Here is a 23,995-nt window from a genome sequence, read left to right as displayed (position 1 = left end):
ATGGGACGGCATGCTAAGCGTGATCGAGGCGCGGGCATGTCCCCAAAAGGAGACAACCGGTCAGGCTTGTTGCGCGCGGACAATCCGGCCCGGCGCCCGTGCCTGTTTCGCCCGACGCCGCCACGGCGTAGGCTCGGGGCCACGTTCATTCAGGAAGGGTCCCATGGCAGACAAACAACACCGCTACGACGTCAACGTCACCTGGACTGGCAACCAGGGCACGGGGACCTCCAGCTACCGCGGCTACAGCCGCGACCACCTGATCCAGACGCCCGGCAAGGCGCCGATCGACGGCTCGTCCGACCCGGCCTTCCGTGGTGATCCGGCGCGCTGGAACCCCGAAGACCTGCTGGTCGCCTCCCTCTCCGCCTGCCACAAACTCTGGTACCTGGGCCTCTGCGCCGAAGCCGGCGTGGTGGTGCTCAGCTACGAGGACGACGCGCAAGGCGAGATGGTCGAAGAACACAGCGGCGCCGGGCAATTCACCTCGGTGGTACTGCGGCCGCGGGTGGTGATCGCCGCCGGCTCAGACCTGGGAACCGCCCGCGAACTGCATCACCTGGCGCATCAGAAGTGTTTCATCGCCCGGTCGGTGAATTTTCCGGTGACGCATGAGCCGGACATCAGCCAGCAAGCCTGAACCCGCCTCGCCAGGCCGGCAACGACTGTAGCCGGCTTGCACTGACATCATTTCGCCACAATACTCCCGAAAACACGGCGGATCCGTGCTGACAGGGAGGCTGGAACATGGATTTCGTTTACCGGCATGCATGGCGCGGCGCGATGTTCGCCACTGCCTTGGCGACAGCTTCGCTTCAGGGCTGCGCCTGGATCGGCGACTCGGTTGCCGAGAAGGTTTACCCGGACTTGCAGGAACCTGGCGACCTGGAGCCGCCGCCCACCTTCAAGCAGTTCCCCTCTTCCGCCATTACCCAGGCAATCCTCGGCGGCCGCGGACAAGGGCTGAATTGCTCCATTCCCTCGCTAGGCAAAAGCTTTTTCAAGACCCCCGCCGAAACAGCAGATGTCAGCCTGCACTTTCGCCCGTCCTGCGTGATGCATGACCTGTGCTACCGCCATGGCTATGCCACCTATGGCTATACGCAGGCCGATTGCGATCGTGCCCTGCAGGCGTCCGCTTACCGGATGTGCCGGCAGATCAATGGGCTGAAGGACCAGGGAAACGTCTTTGAAAACTGCCAGGTGCAGGCCAAGAAAGTGCTGTTCGGGGTGTCGCTGGGCGGCGCCGGGTCTTATAAGCCCGGCGGCGAATCGACCTACTTCGAATACGACCCGATGCCGGAAAAGGCCAACGACTATGTCGTCGCCCGCGCCTATGACCTCGCCCGCGAGCAGGCCGCGGCAGGCGATCTCGGTGTGCTGACCTACCGTTTTTTCCGTAACACCGTTGTGGCCAGAACGTTGCGGGTCGATCCCGCTGACCCGCAACGTCTGCTGGATGGCAAAAGCCCTGCGGTCCCCTGGCCCGAGCAGTACATTCCGACCGCGCCGACCGAAGAATCGCTGGGCAACGCCCAGACCGGCATGATCGCCCTGTCACGCAAGGGCGCCAGCAATACCAGTCAACGCTTCGTGCAGTTCCTTACGACCGTCGAAGACGGCCGCACGACGCTGAGCTTTCAGCGCTGTCCTTCGCCCCTGAGCGGCTGCCCGAGCGATTCGCCTAGCATCGGCAGAATGGCCAATGTCGCAGGACACCCTGTTCTGGTGTCCCTGGCGCACAGTAACTCCGCCACCGACGGCGCCTCCATGGCGCTGGAGCGTCTGAGCCTGGAGACAGGAAAGAACATCGGCGATTACCGGCTCGATGGCGACAATCGCATCGGTGACCGCTACCGCTTCCTGCAGAACGAACTGCTGCTGGAAAAGGACCGGCAGGGACAAGACACCCACGCCTGGGTGTTGGTGCGCGGGATGAAACTGGACGCTCAAGGTCACATCACCCGCAATCCCGACGCACAAGGCTATGCAGAGCGAATGCTGGTGATCCGCCAGTCTCTGGCGGATGGCGAAGCCAGCAATACCCAACGTTTTCTCATCGATGCCGCCGAAACCGGCGATCCGCTTTCCCTGGTGCGGTTGGCACCGGGCGCCGGCGTGGCACTGGTCGGCCTGAGCTGGAAACCCACGGACCTGGCCAGGTTCGACGATCAACAGAAAAATCTGGAACCGCCGATTCTCTCGGTTTGGCAATTGCGCGAACGCTCTCAGCAGTTCGTCAGGCAGGAGCCCGTGGTCTTGCCTGCTGATTTGCACGAAGGCTTCGTTACCCGCCCTCCCGTCGTCGTCGATGCCGGTATCGCGGCACCCGTCGTGGTCTGGACGCGCATGACCGCCACCGGCGATACGTCACGGCCGACCGTCTCGTTCGATGTCAGGCTGACCCGTCTGGACCCCGCCAGCGCACCGTTACCGACGGTTGGCGCGTTCAGTTGTACCCTCGACCTGACGAAGCAGATCGATTCATTGGACGCGGCGGCCATTCGCGGGGCCGCCAACCGCAAGGCCGGCCAACCAAGCAAGAAGGCGTTGACGGAACAGACCCGACAAACCGCCACGGCCGACCTTGCCAGCCGCTGGCAGATGAGTCAGACGGTCGTCTCGCAACGGCCCTCGGCCTCGGGCGGTGCCGATGACCTGGCCGTCACCACGGTGTTCAGCGGCTACCCCGGTATGTCGTTTCAGGCCGTGCTGAACAACGACGCCGGGCACTTCAGGTTTGTCCGGACCTTGCCGCAAGCGCCGCACCTTGATTGCCGGGAGAACGCTGACAGGCAGGCCAGCCGATAATTGACCGGGTCGCGCCTGGCTTCACGGTCGTCTCATCTGGATCGCCCGGATCAAGCGCTGACAGCGCGGGTCCGGCGAGCCATCGCAATAACCCAGCGCCTCGTCGGTGCGACCCGCCCGCGCACTGAGGTAAGCCAATCCATAGCGCAGGTCGGCATTGTCCCGGTCCTGCTCCAGCCCTTTCAAAAACGCCGCCCTCGCCTCTTCCGTGCGCCCCATCCGGCTCAACAGCAAGCCCAGGTTGTACTGGGCCCGCGGGCCGTCGGCGCGTTGTAGCCAGGTGATCGCTTCGTCATTCTTGCCCTGCTGGCCGAGCACAAGACCTAGGGAATAAGCCAGCTCAGGCTGTTGCGGCTGCAATGCCAGGCCGGTGCGCAGCAGTTGCTCGGTTTCGGCGACTTGTCCTTGCGCCATCAACAGCCGCGCAAGCCCCGTGCGCGCCGGGACGTAGCGCGAATCCTGCTTCAGCGCCTGACGGTAGTTGTCGATCGCGTCGACGGGACGGTTCAGGCGCTCCTGCAACACAGCGAGATTCAAGCGCGCAGCGGGCAAGTCGGTGTTTTCTCGAAGGCGCTCCAGGTGGTCGTTCAGTTGCGCTTCCAGGCGGTCGGCGACGGGTTGCGCAAGGTCGGCACTGCGTTGGTCGGCCAGACCTCTCGCCGCCTGATCGCGTACTGCGAGGCTCGGGTCCTGCAGCAATGGCAGCAGGTATTTCAGGCGCTGCGCCGGCGTTTGCCCTTCCAGGGCGCGGGCCGCTTGCAGGCGCACCTGCGGGCTGTCGTCGCCCAGCGCCGCAAGCAGGCTGTGCTGGAGGGCATCACCGTAACCCGCGCCCAGTTCGACGGCGCTGGCGCGGACAATCGCCGGTTTGCTAGCGTCTTCGATCAGCTTCGCCAGTTGCGGGATGACACTGGGGGCGTGGCGGCGGGCGGCGGCGAAGGTTTCGCCGTAGTGCGGCTCGCGTTTCGGCTGGCCAAACCAGCCCTCGATGGCGTTGGCCGCCCATGCCGGGCGCTTGTCCTGGTGGCAGGCGGTGCAGGCGTCCGGGGCGCCGGTCGTGCCGTCGAGGTCGGGGCGCGGAATGCGCAAGGCATGGTCGCGACGGGCGTCCACGCCCATGTAGGTGCGGGTCGGCATGTGGCAACTGACGCACTGCGCACCCGGCGTTCCCGGTGAATGGTGGTGGTGCTGCGGGCTGTCGTAGTCCTGCTTGACCAGGCTCGGGAAGCGCGGGTTGCCCGCCGGGTTGTGGCACGCCTTGCACAGGTCGTTGCCTTCGGCGCGCAACGTTGTGGAATGCGGCTCGTGGCAGTTGCTGCAAGTCACACCCTTGGCGAACATCTTGCTCTGGGTGAAGGAGCCATATTCGAAGACTTCGTCGAGGATCTGTCCGTCGGCATGGTAGAGCCCGTCGGACAACACCGCCGGACGCATGGCGTCGAGCAGCGGTTTGCCCGGCTGGCTGCCATTGCCCAGCGGCTGGCGCCGGCTGTGGCAGCGGGCGCACTGCTCGACCAGATAGCCTGGCTCGGCGCGATGGAAGTCCACCGCCAGGCCCATTTGCGCCGGGCTCATGGCGGGCGACGGTTTGTCCGGGTGCTGTTCAGCCCAGTCAAGATGACGCTGGCCAGGGCCATGGCAGCTCTGGCAACCCACCGCCCTTTCGCTCCAGGTGGTCTGGAAGGTGTCGCTGGCCGGGTCGTAGCCTTTGCGCAGGTTGCCGGAATGGCAATCAGCGCACATGGCGTTCCAGTTCTGGTAGCGGCCGGTCCAGTGCAGGGCGTCATCCGGGGTGAAACGCTGTCCGGGATGTAGCGAAAACCAGCGTTGTCCGCCTTTGTCGCCGGGCCGGCTGTCCCAGGCGACGGTGAGGCTTTGCAGGCGGCCACCGGGGCGCTCGATCAGGTATTGCTGGAGCGGATCGAAGCCGAAGGTGTAGGCAATGGCGAAATCCGCGGGTTTGCCGTCTTCGCCCTCGGCGTTGACGAAGAAGCGCTCGCCGCGCTTGAAAAACCGCATGCGGATGCCGTCGGCGTCGCTGAAGGTGGTGTCGTTGAAGTCGCCGAGCACGTTGGCGCTGTTGGCCTCGCGCAGCGACCAACTGTGATGGGAGTTGGCCCAGGCGCTGGCTTGGGGTTGGTGACAGGCGGTGCAGCGTGCCTGGGCGACGTAGCCGTCGGAGAGGTGTTCGCTCGGCGGGCGCGGCTCGGCCGCGCCGAAGGGGGACGCGAGGATCAGTAGCAAGGTCAGGCAGTGCAGGTGCGCACGCAAAGGCATTGTTGTTCTCTGTCTTGAGGAGCGCTTTGCTGAGATCGCTGCGGTTCGAGGCCCCGAACCGCAGCGAGGGATCAGTAACCGCTAACGTGGTCCGGCAGGATCACATGGTTCTCCTGCGCATACTGGTCCCAGACCTTTTTCAGTTCCGCCACTTTCCCTGGTTCCTTGGCGCTCAGGTCATGCCGCTCGGCCATGTCCGACTGCAGGTTGAACAACTGCCAGTCGCCCGTGCCCCAAGGTTTGGGCATGTGTACCAGTTTCCAGTCGCCCTTGCGCACGAAGCGCTTGCCGAACAGTTCGCCGCCCTGGGTGCGCTCGGCGACTTTCTCGCCTTTGAGCAGCGGGATGATCGAGGTGCCGGTCATGGGCACCACATCGCGCCCCTTGTACTGCTGCCCCGGATGCTTCACCCCCGCCAACTCCAGCAGGGTTGGCGCGAAGTCCTTGACGCTGACCAGTTGATCGAGCTTTTTCCCCTGCGAATCTGCCCCCGGAATGCGGATGATCCCGGCCGTACGCGTGCCACCCTCGGTCGGGAAGCCCTTGAACAGGCTCAGGGTCGGCGCGGACACCCGCGACCAGTTCGGGCCAAGGAAGGTGTAGGAGCCCGGCTTGCCCATGTGGGCGTAGCTGAAGTCGTTGGTCTCGTCGATCACTTTGCGGATCTCCGGGAACTGGTCCGCCGGCCAGGTCTCGTCGAGGTCGTGGCCTTCGGCACCGTTGTCGGAGATGAAGATCACCGCGGTGTTGTCGTACAGACCGTTCTGACGCAGGTAGTCGAACACCCGGCCGGTGTTGGCGTCCATCTGGTCGACCATCGCCGCGTAGATCTCCATCGCCCGCGCCTCACGCTGGCGTTCTTCGGGGCTGAGGCTGGCCCAGGCACGGCCTTTCGGCGAGCGCGCGGCGGGCTCGGCGTCCTGCGGCACCAGGCCGAGCGCTTTCTGTTTGTTCAACCGTGCTTCGAGCAATGCGTCATAGCCGGCGTCGTAGCGGCCGCGGTATTTGGCGATGGCCGCGTCGGGCGCCTGGAGTGGCCAGTGCGGCGCAGTGAAGGCCAGCATGCCGAAGAAAGGTCGGCCGCTGTCTTTGTCGGCGGCGATGTAGCGGATCATCTTGTCGGCGTAGTACTGGCTGGAATAGCTGAAATCAGCCGGCAGCGCGTCCAGGCGCTTGCCGTCCTGGGCGTAAGGCGCCTTCGCGTCCGGGGTCGGCGCGTAGGCCGGTTTCATGTCCGGGTAGTGGCTGGCGCCGCCGCTGAGCAGGCTGAAGGAATGCTCGAAACCGCGCTGGTCAGGGCCGGTCTGTTCAGTCTTGCCCAGGTGCCATTTGCCGGTCAGGTAGGTGTCGTAGCCGGCGTCGCGCAGCAGCGACGCGATGGTCACCGCGCGGTCATTGAGGTAACCCTCGTAGCCTTTCTTGCCTTCCTGGTTGGGCGCGGTCTCTTCGGCCATGTTGCCCAACCCGACCTGATGCGGGTCGGCGCCGGTCAGCAGCGCGGCACGGGTCGGCGAACAGGCCGGCATGGCCTGGAAGTTGGTCAGTTGCACGCCCGAGGCGGCCAGGGAATCGAGGTTCGGCGTCTCGATCTCGCTACCGAAACTGCCGAGGTCGGCGTAGCCCATGTCATCGGCGACAACCAGCAGGATGTTGGGGCGCGCGGGATCGCTGGACGCTGCCTGGACCGAGACGACGGCCAGCGAAGCGGTCATGCCGACGGCTGCGGCAAGCGCCGTGCGGAAAAAGGGAACACGCATCAGGAATGTCCTTTTTTATAATTGGTTTTAGGAAGTGGGAAGCCACTCGGGCCGGAAAAGTCATTAAAAGGCGAAGGAAATTACCAACTGGCTGTAGAGATTGAGGTCATCACTGCCCAGTTGCGATCCGCCGTCCTCGGCACTCTTCTTCGGTTTGTACAGGCCGACCAGCGGACTGACGGTGAAATTGCCTATGGTCCAGTCGACGTAGAGGTCGAGTTCCTTGGCATCCAGGTCGCCTTGCGTGCGGTCGAGGGTGTTGAAATCGAAATACAACACGCCCATCGCCACGTCCGGGTGCGGCGTCAGGCCGAGGCTGAGCATGTGGATACCGGCGTTGCGCTGGAACGGCCCGGAGTAGTTGGCCGCCACTTCGCCCTGGAACCAGGTGCCGTAGCCGCGACTGAAACCGCTGAACAACGGGTCGTAATCCTCCGAATAGCGACTGTAGCGATAGCCGACCCGTGGCTGCCAGGGCATGCCCGAGAAGGTCCAGCCGGCTTCCGCATACCAGGCGTGTTCGTCGCCCAGGCGTTTGTCTTCGTGGGCGTACTCGAAGGACAGGAACAGGTCCTTGACCCCGGCATTGCCCTGGGCTCGCAGGCTGGTGATTTTCAGGCCGTCGCGCTGGCCGCTGAAGGCGTTGGCCAGTTTGTCCTCGACATCGAGGCCCTTGACGTAGGTCAGGCCCACCGTGCCCTCCGGCGCGACATGCTCGAGCACGGCGACGCCCAGTTCAGGCTTGGCCTTGATTTCGTTGTCGGATTTCAGCCAGATCAGGTCGCCGCGCCAGCCCTGCTGCCCACCGAGGCGCAGCCAGGCGGTCTTGTCGAACGCGTTGCGCGCGGTGAGGTAATAGGCGCCGCCGCGATTGGCGCTGCCACCGGCGAGGTTGTTGCCGACGCTCAGGCCGTCGCCATTGATGATGAAGCCGTCACCGACCTTCACTTTCTGGCTGCCTACGGAAATATCCACGCCGTCCTTGCCCAGCGCCGGGAACAGATCCCCCGAGCGCCAGCCGGCGTAGGCACGGTCGACGTCGGTGCGACGCTCGGTGCCATCGGTGTAGCCGGCGGCATCGCCCTCGCCCCAGGTGCCGTTGCTGACCAGATTGAACTCGCCGTACAGCGACGAATTGCCTGCCTCCGGGAAACGCGTGGTACCGCTCAGACCATAACGCAGGAAGGCTTCCTGCCAGGCCACCGACCCCGGGTCGATCGGTCCGCCCTGGTTGTAGCTTTCGTCGCTGTGGAAGAAGCCCAGGGCACCCTGGACATTCAACTTCAGTGTGGAATCCGCGGTGGAGTACAGCTCGTAGGCCGACGCGCCGGAAGAAATGGCGCTGAGGGCCGCGGCCAGTAATGAGCCATGGCGAAACCTGTTCACATCAATCCCCTTTGTTTTTATCGTAAGGATTACCGCAAGGTGCGATTCATCTGAATCTTGATCGCTGGGGGATTAACTCATCTGGGTGGACAGGATTCTTGTACCTGGCTGCCGGGGGATTTGCAGGTCCCTGCCACTGAACCTCCCCCCCCTGTAGGAGCGAGCTTGCTCGCGATATGCGCTGATGGCCCTTCGCGAGCAAGCTCGCTCCTACAGGGGTGTGGGTGGAATGGTGCGTGGGGGGCTCCAGGTGCCTGCGACACTCCGCCACACCCCTGCCCATCTGTCAGCCACCCTCGAAAACCCATTAGAATCTCGCGCCCTTTTTCGCCTGGTCACTTCGAGCAGCGACAATCCCAACAACGAGCAGCCCCGGTCCGCAACGGTCCGGCTGACGTGCGCGCGCGTACCAAGGGTCTGACCGCTAATCGAAACTCTTGAGGTACGTATGTCTCCGCGTTTGCTGGCCATGGCGCTGGCACCCCTGCTCGGGCTGTTCATCATGGCCCTGGGTAATGGCTTTCTGTCTTCCCTGACCACCCTGCGCCTGGATGAAGCCGGCGAGTCGGCCACCATGATCGGTGTGGTCTCGTCTGCCTATTTCATCGGCCTGACCCTCGGCGCCGTGTTCAATGACCGGCTGATCCTGCGCATCGGCCATATCCGCGCCTACAGCAGCTTCGCCTCGCTGATCGCCGTGACCATCCTGGCCCAGGGCCTGTTCGTCGACACCTGGGGCTGGATGGTGCTGCGGATGATCAACGGCTGGGCCACGGTCGGCGTGTTCCTGGTGATCGAAAGCTGGCTGTTGATGGCCGGCGACACCAAGGTCCGCGGGCGTCTGCTGGCGCTGTACATGATCGCGTTCTATGGCGCGGGCGTGGTCAGCCAGGCGGCGCTGGGTGAAATTGCCGGCTGGGGTGACCAGGCGCCGTTCATGATGGCCGGCATGCTGGCGGCGCTGTCGGTGCTGCCGATCGTGATCCTGCCGCGGGTGTCGCCGCTGCTGGAGCACGTCGAGCCGCTCAAACCGCGCCAGTTGCTCAGCGTGACCCCGACCGGCCTGGTCGGCTGCTTCGGTTCCGGCCTCGCCATCGCCGCGGTCTACACCTTGCTGCCGCTGTACCTGCAACGCATCGGCCTGGCAGTCGGTGAAGTCGGCACCATGATGGCCTGGGTGATTCTCGGCGCCATGCTGCTGCAGTACCCGGTGGGACGCTGGTCGGACCGCAAGGACCGCCAGGATGTGCTGATCGTGCTCGGCATGCTCTGCACCGTGCTGTCGGTGGTCATCCTGCTGCTGCCGTCCGATTCGGTGCTGCTGCCGGTGATGCTGTTCCTGCTCGGGGGTGGCGTGTTCGCCGTCTACCCGGTGTCGGTCAGCCATGCCGCCGACCGTGCTCCGGTCGAGGCGCTGGTGCCGATGATCCAGGGCATGCTGCTGATCAACTCGCTGGGTTCGGCGATCAGTCCGGTGGCGATTTCGCCGGTGATGAACCGCTACGGCGAGGTCGGTCTGTTCTGGGCCATGGCGGTGATCAACCTGGCGCTGGTGAGCTTCTTCCTGTGGCGCCGCGGCAAGCGCCCGGTGCCGGCCAATCCTGCGCCGTTCGTGCCGTCCGCGACCTTTTCGCCGACCGGTGCCGAACTGCGGGTGACCGACGATTTGCGCCACGCCGCCCAGGAACATCCGCCGGTACCGGAAATGGGCGAATACGCCGGGTCGCCGCCGGTGCCCCGCGCCGGCGTCGAGTAAGCGTCTACACTGCGGTTCCCCGAAGCTCATTCAAAGGTGAACCGCAGTGAAAACACTGATCCCCGCCCTCGCCCTGCTGGCCTTCGCAGGCGCCGCACATGCGGCGCCGCTGTCCATCACCTCCACCTCCTTCACCGATGGTGGCCGGATTGCCCTGGCCCAGGTCGGTCCTGATACCGCCTGCGGCAAGGGCCAGGAGCGCTCGCCGCAGTTGAGCTGGTCGAACCTGCCCGAAGGCACCCGCTCGGTGGCCCTGGTGATGTTCGACCCGGATGGCGCCAAGGGCCTCGGCGTCGTCCACTGGGTGGCCTACAACATCGATGCCAAACGTGGCGAACTGGCCGAAGGCGTCAGCGAAGGCATCACCGTCGGCAAGAACGTCAAGGGCGCCACTGTTTATCGCGGCCCCTGCCCGCCCGCCGGGGACAATCCTCATCATTACGCCCTGACCCTGATCGCCACTGACCTGGCGCCCGGAACGCTGCCCGACGGGCTCGACCGGGACGGCTTGCTCAAGGCGTTGCAAGGGCACGCGCTGGGGGCGCAGAGCCTGGTCGGCTTGTACGGGCACTGAGGCTCACCAAACAAAATGTTGCAAGAGCCATCGCCATATAGAAGTCTATACAGCGAAAACACCCAAGAGCCCTTGAACAGAGAGCCACCGATGAACACCGCCGTGTACCCCAAGGAAGCCACTGGCGCGAACTACGCGCTGGAATTGATGCAGTACGCCCAGGCCCGCACCTGGGAAGCCGTGGACGCTATCGCCGCGGTCATCCGCCCCGGCATGAGCGAGTCCGAAGCCACCGCCCGCGGCAAGGAGATCCTTGCCGAGCTGGGCATGGAACGCATCTGGCACCCGCTGCTGGTGCGTTTCGGCGCCAATACCCTGAAAGCCTTCAACCAGCGCTCGGACGGCGATCCGGTGCTGGGCGACAACGACATTTTCTTCATCGACATGGGCATCGTCTGGAAAGGCCATGAAGGCGATGCCGGCGCCACCTTCGCCGTGGGCGACGACCCGGAAATGATCGCCTGCGCTGCCGCAGCCAAGACCCTGTACCAGCGGGTCGAAGCACACTGGCGCGGCGAGAACTGCAGCGGCGTCGAACTCTACGACTTCGCCCGCCAGGAAGCCGAAGCCATGGGCTGGACGCTCAACCTCGACATCAAGGGCCATCGCGTCAGCGACTTCCCCCACGCCATCTACCGCGCCGGCGACCTTGGCGACCTGGCCGAGCGGCCGAACCGCGGGCTGTGGATCCTGGAAATCCAGATCGCTCACCCGAGCAAGCCGTACGGGGCGTTTTACGAAGACCTTCTGAGCTGAACCGACCCCGGCTACACTCTCCCTCTTTACGGCCAGGCCGATGCTCACAATCGAGGGAGAGACGATGAAAGTCAGCGCACGCAACGTATTCAAAGGCAAGGTCAGCGAGGTACGCCCCGGCGCCGTCAACAGCGAGGTCATCCTCGAACTGGGCGGCGGCGAGACGCTGGTGGCGGTGGTCACCGTGGAAAGCGTCAAGAGCCTGAACCTGGTGCCCGGCGCCGAAGCCATCGCACTGGTCAAGGCGCCCTGGGTGATGCTGATGACCGATGCCGACGGCATTCGCTTGTCGGCGCGCAACTGCCTGGAAGGCAAGGTCATCAGCGTCACCGATGGCGCGGTCAATGCCGAAGTGGTGCTGGAGTTGACCGGCGGCACCCGGGTCTATTCCATCGTCACCCGCGACGCCGTGCAGGAGCTGGGCCTGGCCAAGGGCGTCAGCGCCACTGCGGTGATCAAGGCTTCCCATGTGATTCTCGGCGTCCCCGCCTGATCCACTGCCCCGGAGCACCTGCCGGTGCTCCACGTCATCCCGCCACGGGAGCCCGCCCATGCCTGACCACAACCCCGAATCCCTGATCCTCTCCAGTTGGCAAACCAACGCCGAACCCTGGATCACCGCCGTGCGCGAAGCGCGGATCGAAAGCCGCCGGCTGGTCACCGACCACGCGATGTTAAGCGCCATCGATGCGCGGCGGCCACGACGTGTTCTCGATCTTGGCTGTGGCGAGGGCTGGCTGTGCCGTGCGTTGCGCGGCTGGGGCATCGCGACCTGGGGTGTGGACGCCACGGCGGGCCTGATCGAAGCCGCCCAGATCAGCGATCCCGAGGGTGACTACGAATGCCTCGACTATGCGGCGTTCAGCCAGCAGACGCCGCACCGTCAGGTCGATCTGATCGCCTGCAATTTCTCGCTGTTCGGCGCCGAGGAACTGCAGCGGTTGCTGGCGGCGCTGCCGGCGTGGCTGGAGCGTCCGGGCCATCTGCTGATCCAGACATTGCACCCCCACGTGGCCTGTGGCGATGAGCCTTATGTCGACGGCTGGCGCGCGGGTTCATGGGCAGGCTTTGACGCGGCGTTCCGTGACCCGGCGCCCTGGTATTTCCGCACGCTGGAAAGCTGGGTGACGCTGCTGCACGCCAGCGGATTGCGCCTCGACGCCATCATCGAACCGCCACACCCGCTTACCGGCAAGCCGGCCTCGCTGCTACTCGCCGCGCGCGCTGCCTGAGGCTTTCCAGGCCACCATCAGCGGACCGTCCCGGCCGGCTACCGGGTCGGCCAGCGGCAGCGCAACACGGGCGATGCGTGCTTTCGAATCGGCATGGCTGGCGCTGCCGGGGCGCTGGATATCGTAGTCTTCCTGTCCGCGCGGATACGCCCCCACCACCAGGAAATCCCGGCTGCTTTCGACACAGCGGTGGCCGGTTCCGGCCGGCAACACCAGGACATCGCCGACGGCAATGCTCAGGGTCTGCCCGGACTGCCCGCCCAAGGTCACCCGCGCCTCGCCACGAACCACGGCCAGCGCTTCATGGGCGGTGGAATGGTAGTGGTGATAGTCGAAAATGCCGGCACGCCACAGCGGCGTCCACTGGTTGCGGTTGAACAGCGCCTCGAACGCCGCCGCCATGTCGCTGCCGGGCTTGGACCGCAGGTGATAGCGAATGACCGGCAACGGGCTGTTGGGCGTGGCCCCGTCATCGTGGAAGTGCAACTGCCGCATGGTCTCGGCAACGTGTTGTAGATCGACGAAAAGCGCGTCGTTCATCAGTCAGTCCTCTCGGGCCTTGCGCTTGCGCGGGCCCAGTTCGATCCAGGCCGGAGCGTGGTCGCTGGCCTTGGTTTCATTGCGCACCCAGGCATCGACGCCGCCGTTTTTCAGGTACGGGGCCAAGGCCGGGTTGAGCAGCAGGTGGTCGATGCGAAGGCCGGAGTTTTTCGGCCAGTGCTCGCGGAAATAGTCCCAGAAGGTGTACAGGCGCTGGTCCGGATACAGGTGGCGCAGCGCGTCGGTCCAGCCCTGGTCGAGCAGGCGCTGGTAGCAAGCGCGGCTTTCCGGCTGCAGCAGCGCGTCCTTGAGCCAGGAGCGCGGGTTATAGATGTCGAAATCAGTGGGCACCACGTTGTAGTCGCCGGCCAGTACCACCGGATGGTCGCTGTCCAGCAGCACCTGGGCGTGTTCGATCAGGCGTTCGAACCAGGCCAGTTTGTAGTCGAACTTGGGGCCGGGTTGCGGATTGCCATTGGGCAGGTACAGGCACGCCACCACCACACCGTGGGCCGCGGCCTCCAGGTAGCGGCTCTGGCCGTCGTCTTCCATACCGGGCAGGCCGCGGCGGATTTCCAGCGGCTCGGCATCGCGAGCCAGGATCGCCACGCCATTCCAGGCCGCCTGGCCGTGATAGAGGCTGCCGTAGCCGGCGTCGGCAAGTTGCTCGCTGGGAAAGTCCTGCGCTTTCAATTCCTGCAGGCAGGCGATGTCCGGCTGTTCGCGCTCCAGCCAGGCCAGCAGGTTGGGCAGGCGGGCGCGGATGCCGTTGATGTTGAAGGTGGCAATCTTCAGCGCTTTCATGCGTCGGGGTCCGCGACACGGCTGTCCACCGCGTCTTCCAGCGCGCGGGCGTGGCCGCCCTCGGCAAGGGCTTTCAGCGCCTGGCATTCGTCCCGATCCACCACGCCGCTGGCCAGCAACTCATCGGCGCCGCGCAACAGGCTGGCGTGCCAGGCATCCGGCGAGTCGAGGCGGTAACCGTCGTCCGTCAGCATCGCGTGCCAAGCGTTGAGTTCGGGGCGTTGCGCGGTGTCGTTCATGGCCGTGAATCCTGTGGGTGCCTTTTAGTTCTGAGCGCCGCCGCGCCGAGGACGTTCAATCCGCTGCTCGCAGATCGCTGCCCGCTGAAAAAACCAAACTTTTCTGCGGAGCCATGCCTCAACAGTAAGGCGGCGCGATCCGCCGTCTCACCGACTTCGCAGAGGACTGTCATTCATGAGTCACGCATTGCAAGGCAAGAAGATTCTGGTCATCACCTCGAACACCGGCATCGAGCGCGATGAACTGCTCAAACCACTGGAGGCCTTGCGCGCCGAAGGCGCAACCCTGGTCCACGGGTCGATCAAGGGCGGGAGCGTGCAGACCTTTCTCCACGACACCGAGAAAGACCGCACCGTCGAATCCGACACGCGGCTGGAAGGCCTGGACAGCAAGGATTTCGCGGCGCTGGTGATTCCCGGCGGCACGGTGAATGCCGATACCCTGCGCCAGGACCGCGATGCCCGGCGCCTGATCAAGGAATTCGTCGGCGCCAACAAGGTGGTTGCGGCAATCTGCCATGGCCCGTGGGCGCTGATCGACGCCGGCGTCGCCCGTGGCAAGACGCTGACGTCCTACCCCAGCGTCAGCATCGACCTGAAGAATGCCGGAGCGGAATGGGTGGATGCCGAGGTGAAACACTGCACGGCCAATGGCTGGACCCTGATTACCTCGCGCAAGCCGGATGACTTGCCGGCGTTCAATCAGGCGATTGTCGACGCGTTGCGGGCCGCTTGAGGTTTCGGGGCCGCCTGGCGGCCCCGGATACAGCGGCGGGATCAGTGATCCATTTCATCCTTCACGATCTTGCCGGTGTGCGGATCGACCTTGAATTCATATTTCATACCGTCGGCCTTGGTGCCCTCGCCTTCCCAATGGCCATCGTCGGCCTCGATCTTGGTGATCTGCGTGTAGCCGGCGGCCTTGAGGGTCGCGGAGGCCTGTTCCTGGGTGACTTTCCAGTCGGCACCCGGCTGGTCCGCCCAGGCCGGGGCCGCGAGCGCACCCACCAGGGCCAGGCCAGCGAACATCGAGGTGATAGGTTTCATTGCACTTCTCCTTGTTTTGCATGAAAGGTCCTGATTGGGACTGGTCCCCGGCGCCGAGGGTTCAAACGAATTCGCCGCAAGCCGGCTCGCGGCTTACACTGTGCGGCCTGTTTTACTCAGTCATCGCAAGAGATCCCATGGCCAATCAAGACATCACCTACATCCCCGACCCGGATGCGGACTCCATTTCCTCCGACGTAGCCGGTTTCGGCGGCATTCTGGTGTCCACCCAGATCCCGACCCGCGCCGACGGCAGCCTGGAACTGGGCGACATCACCGCCCAGAGCGAATGCACCCTGCAGGCGCTGAAAGTGGCCCTGGAAAAAGCCGGCAGCGGCATGGACCGCGTGCTGCACCTGACCATCTACCTGACCGACATGGCCGACCGCCCGGCGTTCAACGAGGTCTATCAGCGGTTCTTCAGCAAGCCGTGGCCGGTACGCGCAGCGGTGGGCGTGTCCGAGCTGGCAGTGGAAGGCATGCGGGTGGAAGTGACGGCAATGGCGGCCAAGGGCTGATTGCTCGGGTAAATGGCCTCATCACAGCGATGAGGCCGGACCCGCCAGCACGGTTGTCACTGCCCCGCAAAAACCACCGGGCAGCATTCGGGTGCCGGTCAGGCATTTCGCCGCTACAATGCGCGCCTTGACCGTGTTGAAGCCTAGAAAAACATCATGTCCTTGCCCAAACATCACCTGGAATTGCTCAGCCCTGCCCGCGATGTCGCCATCGCCCGCGAGGCCATCCTGCATGGCGCCGATGCCGTGTACATCGGCGGCCCGAGCTTCGGCGCACGGCACAACGCCTGCAACGAGGTCAGCGAAATCGCCGAACTGGTGGAATTCGCCCGGCGCTACCATGCGCGGATCTTCACCACCATCAACACCATCCTTCACGACAACGAGCTGGAACCTGCACGCAAGCTGATCCATCAGCTCTACGATGCCGGTGTCGATGCGCTGATCGTCCAGGACCTCGGCGTGATGGAGCTGGACATTCCGCCCATCGAACTGCACGCCAGTACCCAGACCGACATCCGCACCCTCGGCCGGGCCAAGTTCCTCGACCAGGCCGGCTTCTCGCAACTGGTGCTGGCCCGCGAGCTGAACCTGCAGGAAATCCGTGCCATCGCCGACGAAACCGACGCGGCGATCGAGTTCTTCATCCACGGCGCGCTGTGCGTGGCCTTCTCCGGCCAGTGCAACATTTCCCACGCCCAGACCGGACGCAGCGCCAACCGCGGTGACTGCTCCCAGGCGTGCCGCCTGCCGTACACCCTCAAGGATGAAAAAGGCGGTGTGATCGCCTATGAAAAACACCTGCTGTCGATGAAAGACAACAACCAGAGCGCCAACCTGCGCGACCTGGTGGACGCTGGCGTGCGCTCGTTCAAGATCGAGGGCCGCTACAAGGACATGGGCTATGTGAAAAACATCACCGCCTGGTACCGCCAGCGCCTGGACGAAATCCTCGAAGACCGCCCGGACCTCGCCCGCGCCTCCAGCGGCCGCACCGCGCATTTCTTCCTCCCGGACCCGGACAAGACCTTCCACCGCGGCAGCACCGACTATTTCGTCAGCGAGCGCAAGATCGACATCGGCGCCTTCGACTCGCCGACTTTCACCGGTCTGCTGGTGGGTACGGTGGACAAGGTCGGCAAGCGCGACATGCAGGTCGTCACCCATGACCCGCTGTCCAACGGCGACGGCCTCAATGTCCTGGTTAAGCGTGAAGTGGTGGGTTTCCGCGCCAACATCGCCGAGCTCAAGGGCGAGTTCGAGGAAGACGGCGAGAAGCGCTACCGCTACCGCGTCGAGCCGAATGAAATGCCCGAAGGCCTGTTCAAGCTGCGGCCGAACCACCCGCTGAGTCGCAACCTCGACCACAACTGGCAACAGGCGTTGCAGAAGACCTCGGCCGAGCGCCGTATCGGCCTGTCGTGGGTCGTGCGCCTGCGCGAAGACCGCCTGCAACTGACCGCCATCAGCGAAGAAGGCGTTGCCGCCAGTGCCAACCTGGACGGTCCGTTCGGCGAAGCCAACAAGCCGCAACAGGCACTGGACCAACTGCACGACCTGCTCGGCCAGTTGGGCACCACCCAGTACCACGCCGACTCCATCGAACTGGACGCGCCACAGGCGTTCTTCATCCCCAACTCGCAGCTCAAGGCCCTGCGCCGCGAGGTCATCGAGTCGCTGACCAACGCCCGCGTCGCGGCCCATCCACGCGGTGGCCGCAAGGCCGAGGCCACGCCGCCGCCGGTGTACCCCGAGGCGCACCTGTCGTTCCTGGCCAACGTCTACAACCAGAAGGCCCGTGATTTCTATCACCGTCATGGGGTCAAGCTGATCGACGCGGCGTACGAGGCGCACGAGGAAACAGGCGAAGTGCCGGTGATGATCACCAAACACTGCCTGCGCTTCTCCTTCAACCTGTGCCCCAAACAGGCCAAAGGCGTGACCGGCGTGCGCACCAAGGTGGCACCGATGCAACTGGTGCATGGCGATGAAGTGCTGACCCTGAAATTCGACTGCAAACCCTGCGAAATGCATGTGGTGGGCAAAATGAAGGGCCATATCCTCGACCTGCCGCAGCCCGGCAGCGCCATCGTCGGCCATATCAGCGCCGAAGACCTGCTCAAGACCATTCCTCGCGCGCCTCACTGAGGCCAGGGCTGGCATCGATGTTGCCTGCCTTGAATCATCGGTGATCATTTCGGGACCGCGGCGCGGTCCCGAAAATTATCCACTTCCTCTGCTCCAGCCGACCATCGACCGGTTGTGCTTTGCGCAAACTGTAGGAATTATTGATATCATCTGTACGCTTTTTCCTACACGGGTCAGGGTTCCCCTCAGGGAAATTTGTCAGGCTATTCTTTAGCGCTGTTCAACTTTCGGAATTGCGGGCCGATGCAACGAATAACAGGCCGATTTAGAGCCTTCGCTGAAAAGGTCAAAAATCCGGCGTTTATTTTCTTCATGCCGGCACTCGAAATGACCCGTAGCAAATAACCAAAATATTGACACAATCATTTTGATATCACACCCTTACCCACTTGGAAGACCCGAACCTGCCCTTCTGTAGTCCAGATAGCCGTAGGCTGGAAGTACATATATGAGTCAAGCAGACGATATTGGAAACCTGTTCCACCGCTTTGGGGCAAGTGCTGACAGCTACAAAGAAATCAACACCGAATTCGAATTCCTCGAACCGCTGCCGGTCGCTGCCGTCCCTGCTCCACCGCCGCCCGCCGCGCCCGCGCCGGCCAAACCGGTGGCGATGAGCCTGGTCGAAACCAAGCGCCCGCCTGTCGCCGCCGCCCTGCCGGTGGTGTCATCGCCGCCGATGCCTGTACTTCCGGCAGCCACGGCAGACAACAGCGACGACCTCGCGCCCGGCAGTTCCCTGCGTGAACGCCTCGCCGTGGTGGCCCGTGATCGCCGCGCCGCCGCCGAAGAAAACAACCGCCGCGCCCTCGACAACGCCCTGCGGGCCCAACCGCCGCAACGGCCCAAGGCCCATGTCATCGTTGTGCTGTCCGCCAAGGGCGGCGCCGGCAAGACCACCGTCGCGGCGTCCCTGGGCAAGCTGCTCAAGCGCACCACCGGCCGCACTCTGGTGCTCGACCTGGACCCGCAAAATTCCCTGCTCAGCCATTTCAACCTGTCCCGTTCCACGCCCGGTATCAATCAGGCGCGGCTGCAGGATGCTGGCTGGGACGGCATCCGCGCGTTGACCGAAAGCGGTATCGAATGCCTGCCCTTCGGCCCGAGCAACGCCGCCGATGTGCGCGCCTTCGAAGCGCAACTGGCGGCCAATCCCAACTGGCTGATGCAACACTTGGCGACCCTCGAACTGGGCGCCGATGATCTGTTGGTCATCGACAGTGCAACCGGCGCCACGCCCTGGTTGCACCAGATGCTCGGCGTTGCCGACCAGGTGATTGCCCTGACGCTGGCCGACGCCGCGTCCTATCGGGTGCTGGACAAACTGCAAGCCTGGCTCGCCCCGCTGCGCCCCGGCACTTGCGGTTTCCTCGTCAATCAGGTCGATGCCCAGCGTCCGCTGAGCCTGGACATGGCTGAAGTGCTGCGTCAGCAACTGGGTAACCGCTGGCTGGCTGCCCTGCCGCTGGACCACCAGTTCGACGAGGCCCTGGCCTACGAGTACGACCCCCTGCAACAACCGCTCGACAGCCCTGCTTGCCAGGTGCTGCGTACGGTTGCCCATGATTTGGCTCAACGAATCGAGCAATACCGCGAAGAAACCAGCGCCTCATGACTGCCCAACTTAAACCGACGCCGGTCTTGCCGACGTCCAGGAGGGCGCGGGCGATAGCCTGGTTTGCCCGCGTGGAGCAATTGCCGCACAGCCTCAAGCTCGGTCTGAAGATCGCCGCGGCGGTGTTGGGGGGGCTGCTTCTGGTTGCCGTGGTCACCACGCCACTGGAGCTGGCGTCGCAGGTCGCCTTCGCCGGGCTGTGCCTGGCGCTGCTGCTGATCCTGCGCAAAATCCCCGGGCGCATCGCAGTGATGGCGATGATCGCCCTGTCGCTGATCGCCACCCTGCGCTACGTGTACTGGCGCCTGACCGACACCCTCGGCTTCGATAACTGGCTGGACATGTTCTTCGGCTACGGCCTCGTGGCCGCCGACATCTACGCCCTGATCATCCTCTCCTTCGGCTACATGCAGACCGCCTGGCCGCTCCAGCGCAAACCGATGATCCTCACCGCGCCGCCGGAAGAATGGCCGGTGGTGGACGTGTTCGTGCCGACTTACAACGAAGAACTGAGCATCGTCAAACTCACCGTGCTGGCAGCCCAGGCGATGGACTGGCCGCGGGACAAGCTGCGCGTTCATGTGCTCGACGACGGCCGCCGCGAGGAGTTTCGCGAGTTCTCCCGGCAGATCGGGGTCAACTACGTGGTTCGTGACAACAACCACCACGCCAAGGCCGGCAACCTCAACGAGGCGCTGAAAGTCACCGATGGCGAATTCATCGCGATCTTTGACGCCGACCACGTGCCGACCCGCTCCTTCCTGCAAGTGACCATGGGCTGGTTCCTCAAGGACCCGAAGCTGTCGCTGTTGCAAACACCGCACTTCTTCTTTTCGCCCGACCCGTTCGAGAAGAACCTCGACACCTTCCGCTCGGTGCCCAACGAGGGCGAACTGTTCTACGGCCTGGTGCAGGACGGCAACGACCTGTGGAACGCCACCTTCTTCTGCGGCTCCTGCGCGGTGATCCGCCGTACCCACCTGCTGGAAGTCGGCGGCGTGGCGGTGGAAACCGTGACCGAGGACGCCCACACCGCCCTCAAGCTCAGCCGCAAGGGCTATAACACCGCCTACCTGGCCATTCCCCAGGCCGCGGGCCTGGCCACCGAAAGCCTGTCGCGCCACATCAACCAGCGAATCCGCTGGGCCCGGGGCATGGCGCAGATCTTCCGTACCGACAACCCGTTCATCGGCAAGGGCCTGAGCTTTGGCCAGCGAATCTGCTACGTGAACGCCATGATGCACTTCTTCTACGGCCTGCCGCGCCTGGTGTTCCTCACCGCGCCGCTGGCCTACCTGATCTTCGGCGCCCAGATCTTCCAAGCGTCAGCCATGATGATCACCGCCTACGTGCTGCCGCACATCTTCCACGCCAGCCTGACCAACTCCCGGATCCAGGGGCGCTTCCGCCATTCGTTCTGGAACGAGGTGTACGATTCGGTGCTGGCCTGGTACATCATGCGCCCGGTGCTGGTGGCGCTGATCAACCCGAAGATTGGTGGTTTCAACGTCACCGACAAGGGCGGGATCATCGAGAAGGACTACTTCGACTGGAAGCTGGCCCGACCCTATATCGTGCTCCTGGTGCTGAACCTGATTGGTATCGTCTGCGGCATCGTGCAGTTATTCATCGGCGACCCCAACGCCGTGCTCACCATCGTCATCAACCTCGGCTGGACGCTCTACAACGTCATCATGAGCAGCACCGCCGTGGCAGTGGCCAGTGAAAGCCGCCAGGTGCGCACCGAGCCGCGGGTCCATGCCGAACTGCCGGTGCGTCTGAACCTGCCGGACGGCCGCGAGATCGACTGCCACACCCTCGACTTCTCGCAGAGCGGCGTGGGCGTGAAGCTGCCGCCGGGCGTGAGCCTGAACAAAGACATGGAGCTGAACGTCACCCTGCACCGCCAGGGCCAGGCCTGCGTGCTGCCGGCGCGGGTGATGTTCGCCCGCGGCAATACGGCCGGCATGCGCTTCCACGAACTGACCCTGCGCCAGCAGAGCGACATGGTCCGCCTGACGTTCTCCCGCGCCGACACCTGGGCCTCGTCCTGGGGCAGCAGCAACGTCGACACCCCGCTGAGCGGCCTGCGCGACGTCAGCAAGGTCGGCCTGCGCGGCATGGCCGACCTGGCCAAGGCCACCCTGGCCGCGCTGCGTCACCGTCACTACTTCCGCAAGACCGACAACCCCAACATCGAACCAGCACTGGAAACGCAATGACTGTCACGGCTCTCACCGGCGAAAAAGTGAATCCGCTGCGCCGTTCGCGCACCCTGTTGGCCTGTGCCCTGCTGCTGGGCGGCCTTGGACAGGCGGCCGTCGCCGAAGAAACCGCACCAGCGACGACAGTCGCTGCCAGCCCGGGGACCACCGCCCTGCCCGCCAATGAGGCCCCGGGCTACCGGCTGAGCTTCAAGGAGTTGGGCAAGGACTACACCATGAGCCTGCGCGGCATCGAGTCGAGCGACACGATCAACTTCGACATGCGCGCCGATGAAGTGGTGACCGGTGCGCAACTGACCCTGCAATACACCTATTCGCCGGCGCTGCTCAGCGACCTGTCGCAGATCAACATCATGGTCAACGACGAGGTGGCCGCCAGCCTGCCGTTGCCCAAGGAAAACGCCGGCACGGTACAGAAGCACACCATCGAAATCCCGCCGTACCTGATCACCGAATTCAACCGCCTGAGCGTGCAGTTGATCGGTCACTACTCCATGCAGTGCGAAGATCCGGCGCATTCGAGCTTGTGGGCCAAGGTCAGCAACGACAGCCAGTTGAGCATCCAGGTGTCCCAGGTCGAGTTGCCCAACGACCTCGCCGGCCTGCCCCTGCCGCTGTTCGACCGCCGCGACCGCCGTGCCATGGCGATGCCGTTCGTGTTTGCCACGGCGCCGGACTCCGCCACCCTGGAAGCCGCCGGTGCGGTGTCGTCGTGGCTGGGTGCGCTGGCCAGCTACCGTGGCGCACGTTTCTCCAGCCAGGTGCAGAGCCTGCCGGCCAAAGGTAACGGTATTGTTCTGGTCAACAGCGTTGAGGCCAGCCATCTCGACGGCCTCGACCTGCCGACGGTGCAAGGCCCGACCCTGTCGCTGGTGAGCAACCCGAACGACCCGTACGGCAAGCTGCTGGTGATTGCCGGCCGCGACAGCGACGAGATCAAGCGCGCCGCCACCGCGCTGGTGGTGGGCAGCCGCAGCCTGTCCGGGCAAAGCGTGCAGATCGACGCCGTTGATATCCTGCTGCCACGCCAGCCTTACGACGCGCCGAACTGGTTGCCGAGCGATCGCCCGGTGCGCCTGGGCGAATTGCTCGAACCGCGCCAGCTCAACGTTTCCGGCTATTCACCGCCGATGATCACCGTGCCGATGCGCCTGCCGCCGGACCTGTTCAACTGGCGTGAAGACGGCGCCCGGCTGAACCTCAAGTACCGCTACACGCTCCAGCAGACGTCGACCAGTTCGTCGTTGATGGTGGCCTTCAACGACCGGTTCATCCGCTCGATGAACCTGCCGTCGATCCAGAGCATGAGCACCGGCGAGAAGCTGATGACAGCGCTCAAGGCCGACGACAGCTTGCTCCGCGAAGCCAGCATGCTGCTGCCACTGGACTCGGTGGCGCTGCAATCACGCCTGCAGTTCCGCTTCATGTACGACTACATCAAGCAAGGCGAATGCAACGACATCATCATCGACAACATGCGCAGCGCGATCGACCCGGAATCCACGGTCGACCTCAGCCACTATGACCATTTCATGGCCATGCCCAACCTCGGCGTGTTCAAGGACAGCGGCTTCCCCTTCACGCGCCTGGCCGACCTGTCGCAGACCGCGGTGATCCTCCCGGACAACGCCGGCCCCGCCGACTGGGACGCCTACCTGACGGTACTCGGCCGCTTCGGCGATTCCACCGGCTACCCGGCCACCGCCGTCAGCGTGGGCCAGGCCGACAACGTCGCGCAGTTCGCCGACAAGGACCTGCTGGTGCTGGCATCCGGCAACAACCAGCCGCTGCTCAAGGAATGGGCCGACTTCCTGCCGAGCCGCGGCGAGGATGCCAAGCGCTATGTGGAGTTCTCCGACCTGCCGCTGCGCCTGCGCGAATGGATCAGCCCGGACCCGGTCGCCAACCAGCGCAAGGCCCGTGGCGCGCTGACCTTCAGCGGCGAAAACGGCAGCTCCTACGTCAGCGGTTTCGAGTCGCCGCTCAAGCGCGGTCGCAGCGTGGTCCTGCTGTCCAGCCCGCAGCCCCAGCACCTGGCAGAGGTTACCGACGCACTGATCGGCGGCGAACACTACACCCAATCGCTGCAAGGCAGCCTGGCGATGATCAAGGGCAAGCACATTCAGTCGCTGGTGGCCGACGAGTCTTATTACGTCGGTCATCTCGGCCCGTTCAAATACATCCAGTGGGTGTTATCGCAGCACGTCTTCCTGCTGCTTGGACTGACCGTACTGGGTGTGGCCCTGGTCAGTTGCGCGGCCTACTTTTCGCTGCGGGCAATCGCCCGTCACCGGCTCAAAGACGAGTAAT

The 23,995-nt window shown here is 64.3% G+C and carries 20 protein-coding genes; 13 read left to right on the top strand and 7 right to left on the bottom strand.

Features of this window, described 5'->3' with window-relative positions; all coding sequences use genetic code 11:
• The first annotated feature begins 163 nt into the window (after positions 1-163).
• A complete protein-coding gene (locus NTD88_RS06725) occupies positions 164-640 on the top strand; it encodes an OsmC family protein (protein ID WP_262156202.1) in 477 nt (158 codons plus the stop codon).
• Positions 641-747: 107 nt separating this feature from the next.
• Complete coding sequence (locus NTD88_RS06720) at positions 748-2,811, top strand: hypothetical protein (protein WP_262156201.1); 2,064 nt, start codon at positions 748-750, stop codon at positions 2,809-2,811.
• A 21-nt stretch (positions 2,812-2,832) separates the two neighbouring features.
• Here the strand turns inward: NTD88_RS06720 and NTD88_RS06715 are convergent, their stop codons facing one another.
• From NTD88_RS06715 to NTD88_RS06705, 3 genes are all read right to left on the bottom strand, one after another.
• Entirely contained in the window at positions 2,833-5,088 is a 2,256-nt protein-coding gene (locus tag NTD88_RS06715; RefSeq protein WP_262156200.1) for a tetratricopeptide repeat protein, read from the bottom strand.
• 71 nt (positions 5,089-5,159) lie between these two features.
• Positions 5,160-6,845 carry an arylsulfatase gene (locus NTD88_RS06710; protein ID WP_410017262.1) on the bottom strand — a complete coding sequence of 562 codons (1,686 nt, stop codon included), beginning with the start codon at positions 6,843-6,845 and terminating at the stop codon, positions 5,160-5,162.
• A gap of 63 nt (positions 6,846-6,908) precedes the next feature.
• Complete coding sequence (locus NTD88_RS06705; RefSeq protein WP_262156199.1) at positions 6,909-8,231, bottom strand: alginate export family protein; 1,323 nt, start codon at positions 8,229-8,231, stop codon at positions 6,909-6,911.
• Between the two features lie 448 nt (positions 8,232-8,679).
• On the opposite strand from NTD88_RS06705, the gene NTD88_RS06700 reads away from it, so the two are divergent.
• From NTD88_RS06700 to NTD88_RS06680, 5 genes are all read left to right on the top strand, one after another.
• The gene (locus NTD88_RS06700; protein WP_095153463.1) at positions 8,680-9,987 is read left to right on the top strand and encodes an MFS transporter; all 1,308 of its coding nucleotides are present in this window, start codon (positions 8,680-8,682) and stop codon (positions 9,985-9,987) included.
• A 46-nt stretch (positions 9,988-10,033) separates the two neighbouring features.
• A complete protein-coding gene (locus NTD88_RS06695) occupies positions 10,034-10,561 on the top strand; it encodes a YbhB/YbcL family Raf kinase inhibitor-like protein (RefSeq protein WP_095153464.1) in 528 nt (175 codons plus the stop codon).
• A 90-nt stretch (positions 10,562-10,651) separates the two neighbouring features.
• Positions 10,652-11,317: a M24 family metallopeptidase gene (locus tag NTD88_RS06690; RefSeq protein WP_262156198.1), complete on the top strand. Its 666-nt coding sequence runs from the start codon at positions 10,652-10,654 to the stop codon at positions 11,315-11,317.
• Between the two features lie 64 nt (positions 11,318-11,381).
• On the top strand, positions 11,382-11,810 hold the full coding sequence (locus NTD88_RS06685; RefSeq protein ID WP_095153466.1) for a molybdopterin-binding protein: 429 nt from the start codon (positions 11,382-11,384) through the stop codon (positions 11,808-11,810).
• Between the two features lie 58 nt (positions 11,811-11,868).
• Positions 11,869-12,549 carry a class I SAM-dependent methyltransferase gene (locus NTD88_RS06680; RefSeq protein WP_262156197.1) on the top strand — a complete coding sequence of 227 codons (681 nt, stop codon included), beginning with the start codon at positions 11,869-11,871 and terminating at the stop codon, positions 12,547-12,549.
• On the opposite strand, the gene NTD88_RS06675 is transcribed toward NTD88_RS06680, so the two are convergent.
• The 3 genes from NTD88_RS06675 to NTD88_RS06665 are packed head-to-tail and all read right to left on the bottom strand — an operon-like array spanning position 12,526 to position 14,132.
• Positions 12,526-13,089 carry a cupin domain-containing protein gene (locus NTD88_RS06675; protein ID WP_095153468.1) on the bottom strand — a complete coding sequence of 188 codons (564 nt, stop codon included), beginning with the start codon at positions 13,087-13,089 and terminating at the stop codon, positions 12,526-12,528. The two genes, NTD88_RS06680 and NTD88_RS06675, sit on opposite strands and share 24 nt — an antisense overlap.
• A 3-nt stretch (positions 13,090-13,092) precedes the next feature.
• Positions 13,093-13,893 carry an exodeoxyribonuclease III gene (xth, locus tag NTD88_RS06670; protein ID WP_095153469.1) on the bottom strand — a complete coding sequence of 267 codons (801 nt, stop codon included), beginning with the start codon at positions 13,891-13,893 and terminating at the stop codon, positions 13,093-13,095.
• The gene (locus tag NTD88_RS06665) at positions 13,890-14,132 is read right to left on the bottom strand and encodes a hypothetical protein (RefSeq protein ID WP_095153470.1); all 243 of its coding nucleotides are present in this window, start codon (positions 14,130-14,132) and stop codon (positions 13,890-13,892) included. The genes xth and NTD88_RS06665 overlap by 4 nt, the downstream gene beginning before the upstream one ends.
• 175 nt (positions 14,133-14,307) lie before the next feature.
• Between NTD88_RS06665 and NTD88_RS06660 the strand changes: the two genes are divergently transcribed.
• A complete protein-coding gene (locus tag NTD88_RS06660) occupies positions 14,308-14,868 on the top strand; it encodes a type 1 glutamine amidotransferase domain-containing protein (protein WP_262156196.1) in 561 nt (186 codons plus the stop codon).
• Positions 14,869-14,909: 41 nt separating this feature from the next.
• On the opposite strand, the gene NTD88_RS06655 is transcribed toward NTD88_RS06660, so the two are convergent.
• A complete protein-coding gene (locus NTD88_RS06655) occupies positions 14,910-15,179 on the bottom strand; it encodes a PepSY domain-containing protein (RefSeq protein WP_095153472.1) in 270 nt (89 codons plus the stop codon).
• 137 nt (positions 15,180-15,316) lie between these two features.
• Here NTD88_RS06655 and NTD88_RS06650 point away from each other — a divergent pair, with 137 nt between their 5' ends.
• The 5 genes from NTD88_RS06650 to bcsB all read left to right on the top strand — a co-directional run bounded on the left by NTD88_RS06650 (position 15,317) and on the right by bcsB (position 23,994).
• Positions 15,317-15,697 carry a RidA family protein gene (locus NTD88_RS06650; protein ID WP_095153473.1) on the top strand — a complete coding sequence of 127 codons (381 nt, stop codon included), beginning with the start codon at positions 15,317-15,319 and terminating at the stop codon, positions 15,695-15,697.
• 156 nt (positions 15,698-15,853) lie between these two features.
• The gene (locus tag NTD88_RS06645) at positions 15,854-17,845 is read left to right on the top strand and encodes a peptidase U32 family protein (protein WP_262156195.1); all 1,992 of its coding nucleotides are present in this window, start codon (positions 15,854-15,856) and stop codon (positions 17,843-17,845) included.
• A 448-nt stretch (positions 17,846-18,293) separates the two neighbouring features.
• Positions 18,294-19,460 (top strand): cellulose biosynthesis protein BcsQ, encoded by a 1,167-nt coding sequence (gene bcsQ / locus NTD88_RS06640; RefSeq protein WP_262156194.1) that lies wholly within the window; start codon positions 18,294-18,296, stop codon positions 19,458-19,460.
• Positions 19,457-21,682 carry a UDP-forming cellulose synthase catalytic subunit gene (gene bcsA / locus NTD88_RS06635; protein ID WP_262156193.1) on the top strand — a complete coding sequence of 742 codons (2,226 nt, stop codon included), beginning with the start codon at positions 19,457-19,459 and terminating at the stop codon, positions 21,680-21,682. The genes bcsQ and bcsA overlap by 4 nt, the downstream gene beginning before the upstream one ends.
• A complete protein-coding gene (gene bcsB, locus NTD88_RS06630; RefSeq protein ID WP_262156192.1) occupies positions 21,679-23,994 on the top strand; it encodes a cellulose biosynthesis cyclic di-GMP-binding regulatory protein BcsB in 2,316 nt (771 codons plus the stop codon). Before bcsA ends, bcsB begins: the two co-directional genes overlap by 4 nt.
• Position 23,995 lies beyond the last annotated feature (1 nt).

The organism is Pseudomonas sp. 20P_3.2_Bac5 (genome assembly GCF_025466035.1).
Taxonomy (GTDB): domain Bacteria; phylum Pseudomonadota; class Gammaproteobacteria; order Pseudomonadales; family Pseudomonadaceae; genus Aquipseudomonas.
Note: the sequence above shows the minus strand (reverse complement) of the source record. Positions and strands in the feature narration are given on the sequence as shown.